The 16,558-nt window shown below is 76.9% G+C and carries 18 protein-coding genes; 14 read left to right on the top strand and 4 right to left on the bottom strand.

Going from position 1 to position 16,558, the window contains the following annotated elements; all coding sequences use genetic code 11:
• The first annotated feature begins 59 nt into the window (after positions 1 to 59).
• From ACI78U_RS11875 to ACI78U_RS11860, 4 genes are read left to right on the top strand one after another with little or no spacing between them, the layout of a single operon-like run.
• Positions 60 to 878, top strand: coding sequence for a lysophospholipid acyltransferase family protein (locus tag ACI78U_RS11875; protein WP_456875520.1), 819 nt, complete (start codon positions 60 to 62; stop codon positions 876 to 878).
• Positions 875 to 1,876 (top strand): NAD(P)H-dependent glycerol-3-phosphate dehydrogenase, encoded by a 1,002-nt coding sequence (locus ACI78U_RS11870; RefSeq protein WP_456875519.1) that lies wholly within the window; start codon positions 875 to 877, stop codon positions 1,874 to 1,876. The genes ACI78U_RS11875 and ACI78U_RS11870 overlap by 4 nt, the downstream gene beginning before the upstream one ends.
• Positions 1,873 to 3,018 (top strand): cystathionine gamma-lyase, encoded by a 1,146-nt coding sequence (locus ACI78U_RS11865; protein WP_456875518.1) that lies wholly within the window; start codon positions 1,873 to 1,875, stop codon positions 3,016 to 3,018. The genes ACI78U_RS11870 and ACI78U_RS11865 overlap by 4 nt, the downstream gene beginning before the upstream one ends.
• A 5-nt stretch (positions 3,019 to 3,023) precedes the next feature.
• Positions 3,024 to 4,664, top strand: a complete 1,641-nt coding sequence (locus tag ACI78U_RS11860; RefSeq protein WP_456875517.1) for a TIGR03767 family metallophosphoesterase — start codon at positions 3,024 to 3,026, stop codon at positions 4,662 to 4,664.
• A 97-nt stretch (positions 4,665 to 4,761) separates the two neighbouring features.
• Here the strand turns inward: ACI78U_RS11860 and ACI78U_RS11855 are convergent, their stop codons facing one another.
• Positions 4,762 to 5,571 (bottom strand): CDP-alcohol phosphatidyltransferase family protein, encoded by an 810-nt coding sequence (locus ACI78U_RS11855; RefSeq protein WP_456875516.1) that lies wholly within the window; start codon positions 5,569 to 5,571, stop codon positions 4,762 to 4,764.
• A gap of 84 nt (positions 5,572 to 5,655) precedes the next feature.
• Here ACI78U_RS11855 and ACI78U_RS11850 point away from each other — a divergent pair, with 84 nt between their 5' ends.
• Positions 5,656 to 6,792: a D-alanine--D-alanine ligase family protein gene (locus ACI78U_RS11850; RefSeq protein ID WP_456875515.1), complete on the top strand. Its 1,137-nt coding sequence runs from the start codon at positions 5,656 to 5,658 to the stop codon at positions 6,790 to 6,792.
• A complete protein-coding gene (locus tag ACI78U_RS11845) occupies positions 6,789 to 7,430 on the top strand; it encodes a hypothetical protein (RefSeq protein ID WP_456875514.1) in 642 nt (213 codons plus the stop codon). The genes ACI78U_RS11850 and ACI78U_RS11845 overlap by 4 nt, the downstream gene beginning before the upstream one ends.
• A gap of 6 nt (positions 7,431 to 7,436) precedes the next feature.
• Here the strand turns inward: ACI78U_RS11845 and ACI78U_RS11840 are convergent, their stop codons facing one another.
• The gene (locus ACI78U_RS11840) at positions 7,437 to 7,952 is read right to left on the bottom strand and encodes a DUF3515 domain-containing protein (protein ID WP_456875513.1); all 516 of its coding nucleotides are present in this window, start codon (positions 7,950 to 7,952) and stop codon (positions 7,437 to 7,439) included.
• A gap of 103 nt (positions 7,953 to 8,055) precedes the next feature.
• Entirely contained in the window at positions 8,056 to 8,313 is a 258-nt protein-coding gene (locus tag ACI78U_RS11835) for an Lrp/AsnC ligand binding domain-containing protein (RefSeq protein ID WP_456875512.1), read from the bottom strand.
• 68 nt (positions 8,314 to 8,381) lie between these two features.
• Between ACI78U_RS11835 and ACI78U_RS11830 the strand changes: the two genes are divergently transcribed.
• From ACI78U_RS11830 to ACI78U_RS11820, 3 genes are read left to right on the top strand one after another with little or no spacing between them, the layout of a single operon-like run.
• Positions 8,382 to 9,416, top strand: coding sequence for a thiamine-phosphate kinase (locus tag ACI78U_RS11830; protein ID WP_456875511.1), 1,035 nt, complete (start codon positions 8,382 to 8,384; stop codon positions 9,414 to 9,416).
• Entirely contained in the window at positions 9,400 to 9,942 is a 543-nt protein-coding gene (locus ACI78U_RS11825) for a GNAT family N-acetyltransferase (protein ID WP_456875510.1), read from the top strand. Before ACI78U_RS11830 ends, ACI78U_RS11825 begins: the two co-directional genes overlap by 17 nt.
• Positions 9,930 to 10,559 carry a cytidylate kinase-like family protein gene (locus ACI78U_RS11820; RefSeq protein WP_456875509.1) on the top strand — a complete coding sequence of 210 codons (630 nt, stop codon included), beginning with the start codon at positions 9,930 to 9,932 and terminating at the stop codon, positions 10,557 to 10,559. Before ACI78U_RS11825 ends, ACI78U_RS11820 begins: the two co-directional genes overlap by 13 nt.
• A gap of 77 nt (positions 10,560 to 10,636) precedes the next feature.
• On the opposite strand, the gene rpmB is transcribed toward ACI78U_RS11820, so the two are convergent.
• A complete protein-coding gene (gene rpmB, locus ACI78U_RS11815; RefSeq protein WP_456875508.1) occupies positions 10,637 to 10,819 on the bottom strand; it encodes a 50S ribosomal protein L28 in 183 nt (60 codons plus the stop codon).
• A 169-nt stretch (positions 10,820 to 10,988) separates the two neighbouring features.
• On the opposite strand from rpmB, the gene ACI78U_RS11810 reads away from it, so the two are divergent.
• Genes ACI78U_RS11810 through ACI78U_RS11790 form a run of 5 tightly spaced genes read left to right on the top strand, consistent with a single transcriptional unit; the run spans position 10,989 to position 16,490 of the window.
• The gene (locus ACI78U_RS11810; RefSeq protein WP_456875507.1) at positions 10,989 to 12,587 is read left to right on the top strand and encodes a DAK2 domain-containing protein; all 1,599 of its coding nucleotides are present in this window, start codon (positions 10,989 to 10,991) and stop codon (positions 12,585 to 12,587) included.
• A complete protein-coding gene (gene recG / locus ACI78U_RS11805) occupies positions 12,588 to 14,774 on the top strand; it encodes an ATP-dependent DNA helicase RecG (protein WP_456875506.1) in 2,187 nt (728 codons plus the stop codon). It begins immediately after the preceding gene.
• On the top strand, positions 14,771 to 15,325 hold the full coding sequence (gene rsmD, locus ACI78U_RS11800) for a 16S rRNA (guanine(966)-N(2))-methyltransferase RsmD (protein ID WP_456875505.1): 555 nt from the start codon (positions 14,771 to 14,773) through the stop codon (positions 15,323 to 15,325). Before recG ends, rsmD begins: the two co-directional genes overlap by 4 nt.
• Positions 15,322 to 15,804: a pantetheine-phosphate adenylyltransferase gene (gene coaD / locus ACI78U_RS11795; RefSeq protein ID WP_456875504.1), complete on the top strand. Its 483-nt coding sequence runs from the start codon at positions 15,322 to 15,324 to the stop codon at positions 15,802 to 15,804. Before rsmD ends, coaD begins: the two co-directional genes overlap by 4 nt.
• On the top strand, positions 15,801 to 16,490 hold the full coding sequence (locus tag ACI78U_RS11790) for a hypothetical protein (protein WP_456875503.1): 690 nt from the start codon (positions 15,801 to 15,803) through the stop codon (positions 16,488 to 16,490). Before coaD ends, ACI78U_RS11790 begins: the two co-directional genes overlap by 4 nt.
• Positions 16,491 to 16,558: the final 68 nt, after the last annotated feature.

Genomic DNA, 16,558 nt, shown 5'->3' with positions numbered 1-16,558 from the left:
CGCACACCGGCCCCGGTCAGGGTCGATCATGGGCCGGTCGTTCCGACGAGGGAGTGGGGATGCCGGTGACCGAGGACCCGAGCCCGGGGACCCCCGCGGTCCCGGGGCAGCCGGCACCGCGGGTGCTGCACGAGCGGGGGCGGCTGCCCTGGTCGCTCCGGCTGGCCGTCGTCGTGGTCTACCCGGTGGCCTCGCTGCTGTTCCGGCTGCGCTACCGGCACGGCGAGCGGCTGCCGCGCACCGGGCCGGTGCTGCTGGTGGTCAACCACGTCTCGGTGCTCGACCCGCTGGCCTGCGCCCGGCTGGTGTACGACAACGGGCGGATCCCGCACTTCCTGGCCAAGGCGGCGGTGTTCAGGGGACTGGCCGGGACGATCCTGCGCGACGCCGGGCAGATCCCGGTGGCCCGCGGCTCCTCGGAGGCGCGGGGCGCGCTGGCCGCGGCGGCCGCCGACCTCGAGGCGGGCAACGTCGTCGTCATCTACCCGGAGGGGTCGGTGACCCGCGACGCGCAGTGGTGGCCGATGCAGGCCCGCACCGGCGTGGCGCGGCTGGCGCTGACCACCGACGCGGTGGTCCTGCCGGTGGCCCAGTGGGGCCCGCAGCGGGTGCACGACTACCACACCAAGAAGCTGCACCTGCGGCTGCGGACGCCCACGCACTACTCCGTCGGCGAGCCGGTCGACCTGGCGGCGCTGCGCGCGGAGGTCCGCGCCGGGCGCCCGCTGACGCCCGACCTGCTGCGCGAGACGACCGACCTCATCATGGGCCGGGTGCGCGACCTCCTGGCCGACCTCCGCGGCGAGCCCGCGCCGCTCGGCTTCGCCCCCCGCCCGCGCCGGGAGCTGCCCGGCGACGTCCCGGGGAGCGCCGCGTGAGCGGGGTCCGCGCCGCCGTCCTCGGGGCGGGGTCCTGGGGCACGACCTTCGCCAAGGTGCTCGCCGACGCCGGCTGCACGGTCACCCTGCACGCACGCCGCGCGGAGCTGGCCGCGGCGATCACCGAGACCGGCGAGAACCCCGACTACCTGCCCGGCGTCCGGCTGCCCGGCTCGCTGAAGGCCACCACGGACGCGGCCCGGGCGCTCGACGGCGCCGACGTCGTCGTGCTCGCCGTCCCCTCGCAGTCGCTGCGCGCCAACCTCGGGGAGTGGACGCCGCTGCTGCCGGCCGGCGCCACGCTGCTGTCGCTGATGAAGGGCATCGAGCTGGGCAGCACCAAGCGGATGAGCGAGGTCATCTGCGAGGTCACCGGCGCCGGCCCGGACCGGGTGGCGGCGCTGTCGGGCCCCAACCTCGCCCGGGAGATCGCCGAGGAGCAGCCGGCGGCCACCGTGATCGCCTGTCCCGACCCCGAGCGCGCGGCCACCGTGCAGGCCGCCTGCCACACGCCCTACTTCCGGCCCTACACCAACACCGACCTGGTCGGCTGCGAGCTCGGCGGGGCGGTGAAGAACGTCATCGCGCTGGCCTGCGGCATCGCCGAGGGGATGGGCTTCGGCGACAACACCCGCGCCTCGCTGATCACCCGCGGGCTGGCCGAGACCGCCCGGCTGGGCATCGCGCTGGGCGCGGAGCTGACCACCTTCGCCGGGCTGGCCGGGCTCGGTGACCTGGTGGCCACGTGCAGTTCGCCGCTCTCGCGCAACCGCACGTTCGGGGAGAAGCTGGGCCGAGGCCAGTCGCTGGAGGAGGTGCAGGCCACCACCCGCCAGACCGCCGAGGGCGTGAAGAGCTGCCGGCCGGTGCTCGACCTGGCCCGCGCGCACGGGGTCGACGTCCCGCTCACCGAGGCGGTCGTCAAGGTGTGCCACGAGGGCGTCCCCGCCGGGGCGGTGCTGAAGGAGATCATGAGCCGGGAGGCCAAGCCCGAGTGAGCCTCGCCGAGTGGGGGGACGGCACCCGGTCGGTCCGCGCCGGCGAGGCGCCCCCGGTGCCCGGGACGCCGCTGCGTCCCTCGCCGGTGTTCGCGGCGCCCTTCCACCTCGGCGACCTCCCGCCCCGTGCCGGCGGGGTCGACGCCTACGCCCGCACGGAGCACCCCACCTCCCGCGCGTTCGAGGCCGCCGTCGGGGAGCTCGACGGCGGCCGCTGCCTGTCCTTCGCCACCGGGATGGCGGCGATCACCGCGGCGGTGCTGGCGCTGGTCTCGGCCGGGGACCGGCTGGTGCTGCCCTCCGACGGCTACTACACGACCCGGCTGCTCGCCCGCGACGAGCTCGAGCGGCTCGGCATCCGGGTCGAGTACGTGTCCACCCTCGAGATCGCCGACGTCGCCGCCCGCGGCGACCTCGACGGCGCCCGCATGGTGTTCCTCGAGACGCCGAGCAACCCGCAGCTCGACGTGTGCGACGTCGCCGCCGTCGCCCGGGCCACCCGCGCCGCCGGGGCGCTGCTCGCCGTCGACAACACCACCGCCACCCCGCTCGGGCAGCGGCCGCTCGCGCTGGGCGCCGACCTGACCGTCGGCGCCGACACCAAGGCGCTCACCGGGCACAGCGACCTGCTGCTGGGGCACGTCAGCACCTCCTCCGACGAGGTCCACGATCGGCTCCGGGGCTGGCGCGACCACACCGGGGCCACGGCGGGCGCGTTCGACGCCTGGCTGGGGCACCGGTCGATGAGCACGCTGGACCTGCGGCTGGCCCGCCAGGGCGCCACCGCCGCCGCGGTCGCCGAGGTCCTGGCCGCGCACCCGGCGGTCACCGGCGTCCGGTGGCCGTGGCGCCCGGAGGACCCCTCGTACGCGCTCGCGACGCGGCAGATGCTGCGTCCGGTCGGCGTCGTCTCCGCCGAGCTCGCCGACGAGGCGGCCGTGTCCCGCTTCCTCGGCGCGAGCCGGCTGTGGACGGCGGCGACCAGCTTCGGCGGGGTGCACAGCACGGTCGACCGCCGGGCGCAGTGGGGCGGTGACGCGGTGCCCGGGGGGTTCGTGCGCTTCTCCTGCGGCATCGAGGACACCGCCGACGTCGTCGCCGACCTCACCGCCGCGCTCGACGCCGTCTCGGCCGCCGTCTGACCCGGATGAGCCGCACCACCCTCGACCGCGTCCTGGCCGGCGGCCCGGTGCTCCACCACGGGCGCGAGGGCGCCTACCGGGCCCTGGCGTGGGCCGCGGGGGAGCCGCACCGCGTCCGCCGGGACCTGGTCGGCCCGACCTGGCAGCCGCCGCGGCGGGGCGTGCGGGCGCTGGCGTGCCTGGCGCACGTCACCGACCTGCAGCTGGCCGACGTCTGCTCCCCGGCGCGGTTCGAGTTCTTCCACCGCTTCGAGGCCGATCCGCGCATGCGCGCGCTGGTGCCGATGCACCGGCCGCAGGAGGCGCTGACCGCGCACGCCGTCGACGCGCTGGTGCGCACCCTCAACGGCCTGGCCGGCGCCCCGCGCACCGGGGAGCCGCTGCAGCTGGTGGTCACCACCGGCGACGCCATCGACAACGCCCAGTGGAACGAGCTGGAGCTGTTCCTGGCCGTGTTGCGTGGGGGAGCGGTCCACCCGGGGGCGGGGCTGACCGCCTACGACGGCGTGCAGGCCTCCGGCTGGCCGCACGACCTGTTCTGGCGGCCCGACGACGACGGCGGGCTGTACCGCGAGCGGTTCGGCTTCCCGGCTCGGCCGGGTCTGCTGGACGCGGCGTTCGCGGCGTTCGCCGCCGAGGGGCTGCGGGCGCCGTGGCTGGGCTGCCACGGCAACCACGAGGCACTCATCCAGGGCGTCGGTGTGCCCACGCCCGCCCTGGCCGCGGTGCTCGAGGCCGGGCGCAAGCCGGTCGACGTCGACCCGGCGGTGCCGCTGGAGGACGCGCTGGCGCTGTTCACGCACTCCTCGGAGGTCTTCACCACCGCCGTCTCCCGGCCGGTCACCCCGGTGGCCGACCGCCGGTTCATCGACCGCCGCGCCTTCGTCGCCGCCCATCTCGCCGACGGCGGGCAGCCGGCCGGGCACGGGTTCACCGAGGAGAACCTGCGCGCCGGCACCGCCTACTACGCCTGGGACGGCGTGCCCGGCGTGCGGGTCGTCTGCCTGGACACCACCCGGGTCACCGGCGGTGCGGCCGGCTCGGTCGACGCCGTCCAGGCGCGGTGGCTGGAGGAGCGGCTGCGGGAGGTGTCGTCGTCGGCGCCCGGCCCGGACGGCACGCGGGTGGCCACCGGCAACGCCGACCGGCTCGTGGTGCTCCTGTCCCACCACGGCTCGAGCACCCTGACCCGCTCCGACGCCCTCGGCGGCCGCCCCGTGGCCGGTGACGACGCGCTCGGCGCCCCCGAGCTGCTCCGGCTGCTGCACCGCTGGCCGAACGTCGTGCTGTGGCTCAACGGGCACACCCACGTCAGCGCCGTGCGGGCGTGGGCGCACCCCGCCCAGCCCGGCCGCGGGCTGTGGGAGGTGGCCACCTGCGCCGTCGTCGACTGGCCCGGTCAGGCCCGGCTGGTCGAGGTCCTCGACAACGGCGACGGCACGCTGTCGCTGGTCTGCACGATGGTCGACCACGGCAGCCCGGCCCGGCCGCCGGAGGCCGGCGACCCGGCCTCGCGGGAGCCGGCCGCGCTGGCCTCGCTGCACCGCGAGCTGGCGGCCAACGTGCCCGGGACGGGGCTGGGCTCGGCGCTGGCCGGCACGCCCGCCGACCGCAACGTCGAGCTGGTCGTGCGCGCGCCCTTCTGAGCCCGGGCCGCCGGGGTGGTGTGCGCTTCCGGTGCGTCCTGCGCCCGCGATGTGCCGCGGGCGCACATCACCGCGGCACCGCCCGCTCCCGGCGGGGTCAGGCCGCGGCGCGGGCCGCCTTGCGCCGGCGGTGGGCGGCGCGGGCGGTCAGCCAGCCGCTGAAGGCCAGGTAGTAGACGACGTAGGCGAACGAGAGCACCACCACGACCGGGTGCGGGTCGGGGTACTGCAGCAGCAGGACGCCGTAGGTCACCAGCCACACCACGGTCAGGCCCATGCTCACCGGCCACAGCGCCTCGGTGCGCGAGGGGTAGAGGTAGCGCACCGGGACGAACACCAGGACCGAGAAGACGACGAGCGCGGTGGCGACCACGGGCTGCGGCACGTCGAGGACGACGACGTAGAAGGCGACGACGTTCCAGTAGCTCGGGAAGCCCAGGAAGGTGTGGTCGTCGGTCTTCGCGTCGACCCGGCAGAACTGGTAGCTGGAGGCCAGCAGCGGCAGCGCGGCGAGCAGCCAGCCCAGCGGGCCGTGCGGGAGGGCGCCGGTGGTCCACAGCAGCACCACGGGGGCGAAGACGTAGGTCAGGTAGTCGACGATGTTGTCGAGCAGGGCGCCGTCGAACCAGGGGATCGTCTCCTTGACCCGCGCGCGCCGGGCGAGCATCCCGTCGGTGCCGTCGACGACCAGCGCGGCCAGCCCGATCCACAGCGCGGTGACCGCCTCGCCCTCGACCGCGGCGAGCACGACCAGCAGCGCCAGCACCGAGCCCAGGGCCGTGTAGGCGTGCACCGCGGCACCGGCCAGCCGCAGGGACAGCGGATGGCGAGGTGTACCGGGATCCCCCTCGTGCGCCGTCGCCGCCGGAGGCCGGGGGTCCACCGGAGGGGCCGCGTTCTCCCGCATCGCGAGGAGGTTCCCACACCCGGCGGGCCGGAACCCCCGCGGCAGCCGCGGGAGGGGCGGGGGCGTCGACTAGGGTCGGCCGCGATGAGCGGGACAGGCAGGGTGCGCGTCGCGGTCGTGTTCGGAGGGCGCAGCGCCGAGCACGCCATCTCCTGCATCTCGGCGGGGAGCGTGATCGCCGCCCTGGACCCGGAGCGCTACGAGGTCGTGCCGGTCGGCATCGCCCGCGACGGCCGGTGGGTGCTCCCCGAGGCCGGCCAGCGCCTGGCGATCACCGACGGGCAGCTCCCCGAGGTCACCGGCGGGACGGCGGTGTCGCTGGTCGGCGACCCGGCCGCACGAGGACTGGCCGTGCTCGAGCCCACGGTCGCGATCGGGCCGGCGCTCACCGAGGTCGACGTCGTCTTCCCCGTCCTGCACGGCGCCTACGGCGAGGACGGCACCGTGCAGGGGCTGCTCGAGACGAGCGGGCTGCCCTACGTCGGGTCGGGCGTGTTCGCCAGCGCCGCCTCGATGGACAAGGAGTTCACCAAGAAGCTCCTCGCCTCCGCCGGGCTGCCCCAGGGCGACCACGTGGTCCTGCGCGACGCCGGCGGCGCGGTCCGCCCCGACCCCGACGTGCTCACCGCGGCCGACCGCGAGCGCCTCGGGCTGCCGGTGTTCGTCAAGCCCTCGCGCGCCGGGTCGAGCATCGGCATCACCAAGGTCACCGACTGGGCGCAGTTCCCGGAGGCGGTGGCCACCGCGGCCGCCGTCGACCCGAAGGTCGTCGTCGAGGCCGCCGTCCCCGGCCGGGAGATCGAGTGCGGGGTGCTCGCCGGCCCCGACGGCGGGCCGCCCGAGGCCAGCCTCCCCGCCGAGATCCGGCTGCGGCCCGGCACCGACTGGTACGACTTCAGCGCCAAGTACCTCGAGGACGCCGTCGAGTTCGACGTCCCGGCCGACCTGACCCCCGAGCAGACCCGGGCGGTGCAGGAGGCCTCCTGCCGGGCCTACCGCGCCCTGGACTGCGAGGGCCTGGCGCGGGTCGACTTCTTCCTCGCCGCCGGCCCCGACGGCGCCGACCGCCTGGTGGTCAACGAGGTCAACACCATGCCCGGCTTCACGCCGATCTCGATGTACCCGCGGATGTGGGCGGCCAGCGGGGTGTCCTACCCCGAGCTGGTCGACCGGCTGGTCGCCTCCGCGCTGGCGCGGGCGGGCCGGCCGGCCCCCCGGTGACCTCCGGCGCGCCGGCGGCCGCGCTGCTGGCCGGGGCGCTCGCGCTGGCCGGCTGCACCCCCACCGAGGCCGGTACCGCCACCGCGAGCCCGGCCTCGCCGACGCCGGGGTCGGCCGAGGAGCTCGGCGACCTGGTGCTCACCGAGGTCCCCTCCGGCCTGCCGCGGATCCCCGACGGGGACCTGCAGCCCCCCGCCGGTGCGAAGACCGTCGACGACGTCGCCTCCTACGCCGAGGACCCGCAGCGGGAGCGGACGGTGCTGCGCGACTACGGCTACCGCTACGGCTGGGAGCGGTTCTGGGGCTCCACCACCGGCCCGTTGACCAGCGTCTTCCTCGACCAGTTCGACGACCACGGCGGCGCGAGCACCTACGCCCGCGACCTCGCCGGCAACGACGCCGAGGTCTACGACGGCGTGCTCAGCCACGATCCCGACGACCTGCCCGTCGGCTGCAGCACGCTCACCGTGCCCGAGGCCGACCCCGAGACCGGCCTGGCCGGGCCCACCGCCTTCGCCTGGTGCGGGCACGGCGCGTTCAGCGTCGCGGTGACCGTCGTGGCCGACAGCGAGCAGGCGGCCACCGAGCAGGCGCGCGACGTGGTGCTCGCCCAGCTGGCCGAGCTGCCCCCGGCCTGAGCCGGCTCAGCGGGGCGCGAGCGTGGCGCCGAGGACGTCGCTGAGCGCCGTCACCGGGGCGCTGTCGACGTCGGGCGGCAGGCTCACCTGCACGTACACGACCCGGTCGACCGCGGTCCACACGGTGGCGTCCGGGTCGGACTGGTCGACGAACCAGGTGATGCCGTTGATGGTGAACAGGCCCTCGCCGGGGACCAGGCCCTCCGGCTGCGGCACGCCGCACACCAGCACGACGGCGGGGTCGCCCCAGGCGGCGGCGTAGGGCGTGTCGGAGTCGACCAGGCGCGCGGGCTCGCCGAGCAGGTCCAGCGGCAGCGCGCCCATCAGCGCCGGGCAGTTCGCGTCGGCCTCGGGGGTCGGCGGCGGGACGTCGACCGGCAGCACCGGCAGGTCCTCGCGCTGCTCGCCGGAGCCGCTCACGTCGGCCACGGGGGAGCCGTCGTCCCCGCCGCCCGCGTCGTCGCCGTCCCCGAGGACCCGCACCAGCACGAGCACGACGAGCACCGGGACGACGACGGCCACGCTGAGCAGGGCCAGCCGGCGCAGCGGGTCGGGGCGGACGGGGGCGGGCGCGGGCTCCCCGTCGCGGGGCGCGTCCTCGGCGGGGAAGTGCTCGCTCAGCGGCTCAGATGTGGACGACGGGGCAGGTCAGCGTGCGGGTGATCCCGTCGACCGACTGCACCCTGGCCACGACCAGCCGGCCGAGCTCGTCGACGGTCTCGGCCTCGGCGCGGACGATCACGTCGTAGGGGCCGGTGACGTCCTCGGCCTTCGTCACCCCGGCGATCTCGGCGATCGTCGTGGCCACCTGGGCGGCCTTGCCGACTTCGGTCTGGATCAGGATGTAGGCGTGGACCACGGAACGACCTTCCTCGGGCAGCACGTCCGGCGGCTCCCCGGCCCCGGCTGGTGGACTCGCCCGCAACCTACCGCAGCAGGGGGAGGGCACCGGTGACACGGCCCCGACCGCTGACCGGTCGCGGCGACCTCGCCGACACCGTGCGGGTGGTCGGCGAGTTCGGCGTGATCGCCCGGGTCGTGGCCCGCGCCGGGTCGGCCGCGGTGGCCGACGTCGGCCCGGGTGACGACGCGGCGGTGCTGCGGGTGCCCGACGGGCGGGTGGTCGCCACCACCGACGTGCTGGTCGAGGGGCGGCACTTCCGCCGCGACTGGTCCTCCGCGGAGGACGTGGGCCACAAGGCCGCGGCCGCGAACCTCGCCGACGTCGCCGCGATGGGCGGCACCGCCACCGCGCTGCTGGTCGGCCTCGCCTGCCCGGCCGACACCCCGACGTCGTGGCTGGAGGGGGTGGCCGCCGGCATGGCCGCCGAGTGCGCGCCGCTGGGCGCCGCCGTGGTCGGCGGGGACACCGTGGCCTCGGCCCCCGGCAGCGGTGCGGTCGTGCTGTCGGTCACCGCGCTGGGTGACCTCGGCGGGCGCGCGCCGGTGCTGCGCTCGGGCGCCCGTCCCGGCGACCTCCTGGCGGTGGCCGGGCGGCTCGGCTGGTCGGCCTGCGGGCTGGCCGTGCTGCGCCGCGGCTTCAGCAGCCCGCTGGCCGCGGTCACCGCGCACCGGCGGCCCAGCCCGCCCTACGCCGCCGGCCCGGCGGCGGCCGACGCCGGTGCCACCGCCATGTGCGACGTCAGCGACGGGCTGCTCGCCGACGCCGGGCACCTCGCGGCCGACAGCGGTGTGGTCGTCGACGTCGACCGGGCGGCGCTGGTGCGCACGATGCTCGAGCCGCCGGGCCCGCTGCAGCAGGTGGCGGCCGCGCTCGGCGCCGACCCGCTGGCCTGGGTCCTCACCGGCGGCGAGGACCACGCGCTGCTGGCCACCTTCCCGCCGGGCACCGTGCTGCCGGGGGGCTGGGCGGTGGTCGGGGAGGTCCGGGAGGGCGCCCCCGGGGTGACGGTGAGCGGCGAGCCGGCGGCCGACGTCGCGCTGGCCGTGGGAGCGGGGAGGACCGGGCATGTCCACTTCGGCTGAGCACCGGCTGCGCGACGGGTCGGTGGCCCGGCTGCGCGCGGTGCCCTACGACGACCCGGTTGCGCGCGACCTCGTGGCCCGGGTGCAGCAGGAGTACGTCGACCGGTACGGCGGGCCCGACGGCGCCGTCGTCGACCCCGCCGAGTTCGTGCCGCCGGCCGGGCTGTTCCTCGTGGCCGAGGTGGGCGGCCGGCCCGCCGGGTGCGGCGCATGGCGCCGGCACACCGAGGAGGACCCCCCTGGCGTCGTCGAGGTCAAGCGGGTCTACGTCGACCCCGCGTTCCGCCGGCTGGGCCTGGCGCAGGTGCTGGTGCGGGCGCTGGAGGACTCCGCCCGCGACGCGGGGTACCGGTCGGTGGTGCTCAACTCCGGGGACCGCCAGCCCGAGGCGCTCGCGTTGTACGCGGCGATGGGCTACCGGCCCGTCCCGGGGTACGGCATCTACGCCGGTGAGCCGGGCGCGGTGTTCCTGGGCAGGGACCTGGGACGGGCCCCGGCGGGAGAGGAGCGGCCGTGGGCGTCGTGACGATCTCCGCCTCGTACGGGGCGGGTGGCCCGGAGGTGGGCGCCGCCGTCGCCGAGCGGCTCGGGCTGGCCTTCCACGACCGGGCGATCCCGGCGCAGGTCGCCGGCCGGCTGGGGGTGTCCCGGGACGACGCCGAGGCCAACGACGAGCGCGTCGTCCGCGGGCTGTGGCGCCTGGTCGCCTCGCTCGGGGCGATGCCCGACCCGGTGGGCGGCGTCATGCCGACGACGGGGGAGCCCGACGAGCGGGCCTACCGCGAGCAGACCGAGCGGGTGCTGCGCGAGATCGCCGACGGCGCCGGCGGCGTGGTCCTCGGCCGCGCCGGCGCGATGGTGCTGCGGGACCGGCCCGACGTGCTGCACGTGCGGCTCGACGGCCCGCCGGAGGCGCGGCTGCGGGCGGCGGTCGAGCGCTACGGCCGGCCCGAGGACGAACTGCGGCAGGAGATGGAGGCCAACGACCGCACCCGCGAGGCCTACGTGCGCCACTACTACCGGTGCGACCCGGCGGCGGCGCGGCACTACCACCTCGTCGTCGACGGGACGGCGCTGCCGCTGCCGGCGGTCGTGGACCTGGTGGTCACCGCCGCCCGCGCGAAGGGCACCACCCGGGCCTGACCCGGGCGCGCACGCGAAGGACCCCGGAGGTCGGCGACCTCCGGGGTCCTGGCGAGATGCTGGAGCGGGCGCTCCGACTAGGCGCGGACGACCTTGCCCGCGCGGATGCACGAGGTGCAGGCGTTGATCCGCTTGCGGGTGCCGGGGGCGACGAGCGCCCGCACCGACTGGATGTTCGGGTTCCAACGGCGCGGCGTGCGGCGGTGCGAGTGCGACACCGACATACCGAAACCGGGCCCCTTGCCACAGACATCGCACACGGCAGCCACGGTGGATCACTCCCAGAGAATCGCTCGAAAGACGGCGGTGCGCCGACGGCGACCGCGAGACCGTCGTCCATCCTAACCGCTCGGGCGCGCGGACGCCGCCGAGCCCTCCGGTCGCCGTCGCCGGGGCCGCACCGTCGGCGTCCCTGGGTACCCTCCGGCCGTGCTGCAGGCGCTCGACGACGCCGCGGTCGGACAGTGGTGCCGCACCGCGGTCGCGGCGCTGTCCGCGGCCCGCGACCGGCTCGACGAGCTCAACGTCTTCCCCGTGCCCGACGGCGACACCGGCACCAACATGCTGCTCACCGCGCAGGCGGCCCTCGCCGCGCTGGACGACCACGGCGAGGGCGCCGAGCCGGCCTGGGCCGCGCTGTCCCGCGGCGCGGTCCTGGGCGCCCGCGGCAACAGCGGCACCATCCTCGCCCAGCTGCTGCGCGGCCTGTCCGACCAGCTCGCCGACGCCGGACCCGCCGACGGGCCCTCCCTCGCCGCCGCGCTGCAGAAGGCCGCCGAGGGCGCCTACTCGGCGGTCGCCGACCCCGAGGAGGGCACCTTCCTCACCGTCGCCCGCGCCGGCGCCGAGGCCGCGGTCACCGCCGTCGCGGAGCAGCGCACCGGCCTGGCCGACGTCGTCACCGCGGCCGCCGACGGCGCGCGGACGGCGCTGGAGGCCACCCCCGCCCAGCTCGACGTGCTGCGTGACGCCGGCGTGGTCGACGCGGGCGGCGCGGGCCTGTGCGTGGTGCTCGACGCGCTGGTCACCACCGTCACCGGCGTCGAGCCGGCCCGCCCTCCGCTGGTGCCGCGCCGGTCCCGCCCCGCCGACCCGGCCGCGGTCCCGGCGCAGCCCCCGGCCGGCCCCGGCAGCGAGGTGCAGTACCTGCTCGCCGACGCCGACGACGCCGCGGTCGCCGTGCTGCAGAGCCGCCTGGCTGCCCTCGGCGACAGCCTGGTCGTGGTCGGCGTCGACACCCCGTCCGGCCGGCAGTGGAACGTGCACGTGCACACCAGCGACATCGGCGCCGCCATCGAGGCCGGCATCGAGGCCGGCCGGCCGCACGGCATCAGCGTCACCCCGCTCGCCCCCGTGCTCCCGCCCCCGCCGGTGCCCGGCCGCCGGGCGGTCGTCGCCGTCGTCCCCGGCGAGGGGCCGGCCCGGCTGTTCGCCGCCGTGGGCGTGCGCGCGGTCCCCTGCGGGCCCGCCGGCGTCACTGCCGACGAGGTGCTCGCCGAGGTGGTCGCGTGCTCGGCCGCCGAGGTGGTCGTGCTGCCCAACGACCCCGCGCTGACCCGCGCCGCCTCCCGCGCCGCCGAGCGGGCCCGCGAGCTCGGCCGGGAGGTCGCCGTCGTGCCCACCCGGTCGCCGGTGCAGGGGCTGGCCGCCGTCGCCGTCGCCGACCCCGCCCGCCGGTTCGGCGACGACGTCATCGGCATGGCCGAGGCCGCGGCCGCCACCCGCTGGGCCGAGGTCACCGTCGCCGAGCAGGAGGCACTGACCAGCGCCGGCCCCTGCCGTCCCGGCGACGTGCTGGGCGCGGCGGAGGGCGACGTCGTGGTCGTGGGCCGGGAGCTCGCCGCCGTCGCCTGCGACCTGCTCGACCGGCTGCTCTCGGCCGGCGGGGAGATGGCCACGCTGCTGGTCGGCCCTAACCCCGCGCTCGGCGACGCCGCCTGCGCGCACCTGGCCGCCGCGCACCCCACCGTCGAGGTCGTGCGCTACGAGGGCGGGGCCGCGATCCCGCTGCAGATCGGGGTGGAGTGAGTGGCCGTCACCCTCGACACCGAGCTGTCCCGGGTCCTCGGCGCCAAGACGGCCAAGGCGATGGCCGAGTCGCTGGACCTGCGCACCGTCCGCGACCTGCTGCGCCACTACCCGCGCCGCTACGCCCGCCGCGGCGAGATGACCCGCCTCGACGACCTGCAGGTCGGCGACAGGGTGACCGTGCTCGCCCAGGTCCGGCGGGTGACCAGCCGGAAGATGCGCAACCGGCCCGGCACGCTCACCGAGGTCACCGTCGGCGACGGCGCCGGTGAGATGCAGCTGGTCTTCTTCAACCGGAAGTTCGGGAAGCTCGAGCAAGGCGCCTGGGGACTGTTCGCCGGCACGGTGGGGGAGTACCGCCGGTCCAAGCAGTTCGCCCACCCGGACTTCCACCTCATCAGCGGCGACGACGACGAGGACTGGGCGCGCGCGCTCATCCCGATCTACCCGGCGAGCAAGGACGTCTCCAGCTGGGTGCTCCAGAAGTCGGTGAAGCTGCTGCTCGACGCGGCCGGCGGGTTCGGCTTCGTCGAGGACCCGCTGCCCGAGGACCTGCGCGCCCGGCACGGGCTGCTGAGCCTCCCGGCCGCGCTGCTCGACATCCACCGGCCCACCACGGCCGACGACGTCGAGCGCGCCCAGGACCGGCTCAAGTGGGACGAGGCGATCACCCTCCAGCTCGTCCTGGGCGCCCGCCGCCGCGCGGCCGCCCTGGAGCCGGGCACCGCGCGCCCGCGCCGTCCCGGCGGGCTGCTCGACGCCGTCGACGCCGCGCTGCCGTTCGCGCTCACCGAGGGCCAGCGCGACGTGGGCGAGGAGCTGGCCGCGGAGCTCGCCCGCGACACCCCGATGCACCGCCTGCTGCAGGGCGAGGTCGGGTCGGGCAAGACCGTGGTCGCGCTGCGGGCGATGGCGCAGGTCGTCGACGCCGGCGGTCAGGCCGCGCTGCTGGCCCCCACCGAGGTGCTCGCCGCGCAGCACGCCCGCAGCATCGGCGCCATGCTCGGCCCGCTCGCCCGCGCCGGGGAGCTCGACGGCGACCCCGCCGGGACGCGGGTCGTGCTGCTCACCGGCTCGCTCAAGGCCGCGGCCCGCCGCGAGGCCCGCGCCGCGGTGGCCGACGGCAGCGCCGGCATCGTCGTCGGCACGCACGCGCTGCTGCAGCAGGGCGTCGACTTCGCCGACCTCGGCCTGGTCGTCGTCGACGAGCAGCACCGGTTCGGCGTCGAGCAGCGTGACGCGCTGCGCGCCAAGGGCAACCGCCCGCCGCACGTGCTGGTCATGACGGCCACCCCGATCCCGCGCACCGTCGCCATGACCGTCTACGGCGACCTGGAGACCTCGACCCTGCGCCAGCTGCCCGGCGGCCGCGGCGGCGTCGCCAGCTCGGTGGTGCCGGTCAGCGACAAGCCCGCCTGGCTCGACCGCGCGTGGGAGCGGCTGCGCGAGGAGGTGGCCGCCGGGCGCCAGGCCTACGTCGTCTGCCCGCGGATCGGCGACGAGGACGCCGGCAGCGAGGACGAGCCCGACGAGGCCGACGCCCCGCAGGAGGGCGGCGGCGACGGCGACCGGCGCCCGCCGCTGGCCGTCCTCGACGTCGCCGAGGCGCTGGGCGAGGGACCGCTCGCCGGGCTGCGGCTGGCGGTGCTGCACGGCCGCATGACGCCCGAGGCCAAGGAGGCGACCATGCGGGCCTTCGCCGCCCGCGAGGTCGACGTCCTGGTCGCCACCACCGTCGTGGAGGTCGGCGTCGACGTGCCCAACGCCACGGTGATGGTCGTCATGGACGCCGACCGGTTCGGGGTCAGCCAGCTGCACCAGCTGCGCGGCCGGGTGGCCCGCGGCGAGCACCGCGGGCTGTGCCTGCTGGTCACCGAGGTCCGCGGGTCGACGGCGACCGGGCAGCGGCTGGCCGCGGTCGCCGGCACCTCCGACGGCTTCGAGCTCGCCCGCGTGGACCTCGAGACCCGCCGGGAGGGCGACGTCCTCGGTGCCGCCCAGTCCGGCCGGCGCTCGACGGTCAAGCTGCTGTCCCTGCTCGAGGACGAGGAGCTCATCGCCGCCGCCCGCGCCGAGGCCACCGCGCTGCTCGCCACCGACCGCGGGCTCGCCGACCACCCCGGGCTGGCCGCCGAGGTCGCCGCGCTGGCCACCGACGAGCGGGCCGGCTACCTCGAGAAGGCGTGACCCGGATCATCGCCGGCGCGGCCCGCGGGCGGCGGCTGAAGGTGCCGCCCAGCGGCGTGCGGCCCACCGGCGACCGCGCCCGCGAGGGGCTGTTCAACAGCCTCGGCACGCTGCTCGACCTCGACGGCGCCACCGTGCTCGACCTCTACGCCGGCTCCGGGGCCCTCGGCCTGGAGGCGCTCTCCCGCGGCGCGGCCCGGGTCGTCCTCGTCGAGAACGGCCCGCGGGTGCTGCCGGTGCTGCGCGCCAACGTCGCCGCCGTCGGGCTGCCCGGTGCGCGGGTGGTCACGGGCTCGGTGCCCGCCGTCGTCGCGGGCCGGCCGCCGGAGCGCTTCGACCTGGTGCTCGCCGACCCGCCCTACGCCGTCCCCGCCGCACAGGTGCGCGGCGTGCTGGAGGCGCTGGTCGCGGGGGAGTGGCTGGCCCCGGGGGCGGTCGTCGTCGCGGAGCGGCCGGCCCGCGAGGAGCCGTGGGAGTGGCCGACACCCCTCGCCGGGATCCGCGACCGCCGCTACGGGGAGGCGCTGCTCCGGTACGGTCGGCTGCCGTGAGGCGAGCGGTCTGTCCCGGGTCGTTCGACCCGGTCACCAACGGCCACGTCGACGTCATCACGAGGGCCGCCGCGCTGTACGACGAGCTCGTGGTCGCCGTCCTGGTCAACCCCGGCAAGGCCGGGCTGTTCAGCGTCGACGAGCGGATGGACCTGCTGCGCGACGCGGTCGCCGAGCTGCCCAACGTCGTCGTCGACAGCTTCAGCGGCCTGCTCGTCGACTACTGCCGCAGCCACGGCATCCCGGTGGTGGTCAAGGGCCTGCGCGCGGTCGGCGACTTCGAGTACGAGCTGCAGATGGCGCAGATGAACCGCGAGCTCGCCGGCGTCGAGACGCTGTTCGTGCCCACCGCCCCGCAGGTCGGCCACCTGTCCTCCAGCCTGGTCAAGCAGATCGCCACCTTCGGCGGCGACGTCTCCCGGCTGGTGCCCAAGGCGGTCCTCGACCGGCTGCTGGCCAAGCGGGACGCCGCGCCGTGACCGAGGTCGTGTACCGGCTCTACGAGACCGTCGACGAGCTCAGCCGGGTCATCGAGAGCGCCCGCAGCGTGCCCATGTCGGGCTCGTGCATGGTGCCGCGCGACCAGCTGCTCGACCTGCTCGACGACCTCCGGGAGAACCTCCCCGACGAGGTGCACGCCGCCGGCGCGATCGTGGAGCAGCGCACCGAGATCCTCGAGCAGGCCCAGGCCGAGGCCGAGCAGCTCACCGGGCGCACCCGCGAGGAGGCCGACCGGCTGGTCGCCGCCGCCCGCCGGCAGCGCGAGGAGGTCCTCGGCACCGCCCGCCGGCAGCGCGACGAGCTGCTCGCCCGCGCCCGGGCCGAGGCCGAGGACCTGCTCGCCCAGGCCGAGGCCGAGGCCGACCGGCTGGTCGCCGAGGCGCGCGCCCACCACGAGGCGCTGCTCGCCGACGGCGCGGCGCAGCAGGCGGAGATGATCGCCGCCGCCGAGGCCGAGCACGAGCGGCTGGTCACCGAGACCGAGGTGTACCGCGGGGCGGTCGCCCGCGCCGACGAGCTGGGCGCGCAGACCGTCGCCGAGGTCAACCGGATGCGCGCCGAGGTCGACGAGTACGTCGACACCCGGCTGGCCGACTTCGGCAGCACGCTCGAGCGGATGCTGCGCTCCGTGGAGAAGGCCCGGGAGACCCTCCGGGAGTCCTGAGGCCGGTCGCGCGACGATCAGGTGACCTGATCCCCGGGCGTCCTCCCTCACGTCCCACCGTGAGGGAG

The organism is Geodermatophilus sp. SYSU D00710 (assembly GCF_054050195.1).
This window is presented reverse-complemented; position numbering and strand designations above follow the sequence as displayed.

Excerpts from the sequence above, each read along its gene's own strand:
- ACI78U_RS11875 (WP_456875520.1), top strand. The coding sequence starts at position 60 with ATGCCGGTGACCGAGGACCCGAGCCCGGGGACCCCCGCGGTCCCGGGG.
- ACI78U_RS11860 (WP_456875517.1), top strand. The coding sequence starts at position 3,024 with ATGAGCCGCACCACCCTCGACCGCGTCCTGGCCGGCGGCCCGGTGCTC.
- ACI78U_RS11855 (WP_456875516.1), bottom strand. The coding sequence starts at position 5,571 with ATGCGGGAGAACGCGGCCCCTCCGGTGGACCCCCGGCCTCCGGCGGCG.
- ACI78U_RS11850 (WP_456875515.1), top strand. The coding sequence starts at position 5,656 with ATGAGCGGGACAGGCAGGGTGCGCGTCGCGGTCGTGTTCGGAGGGCGC.
- ACI78U_RS11825 (WP_456875510.1), top strand. The coding sequence starts at position 9,400 with ATGTCCACTTCGGCTGAGCACCGGCTGCGCGACGGGTCGGTGGCCCGG.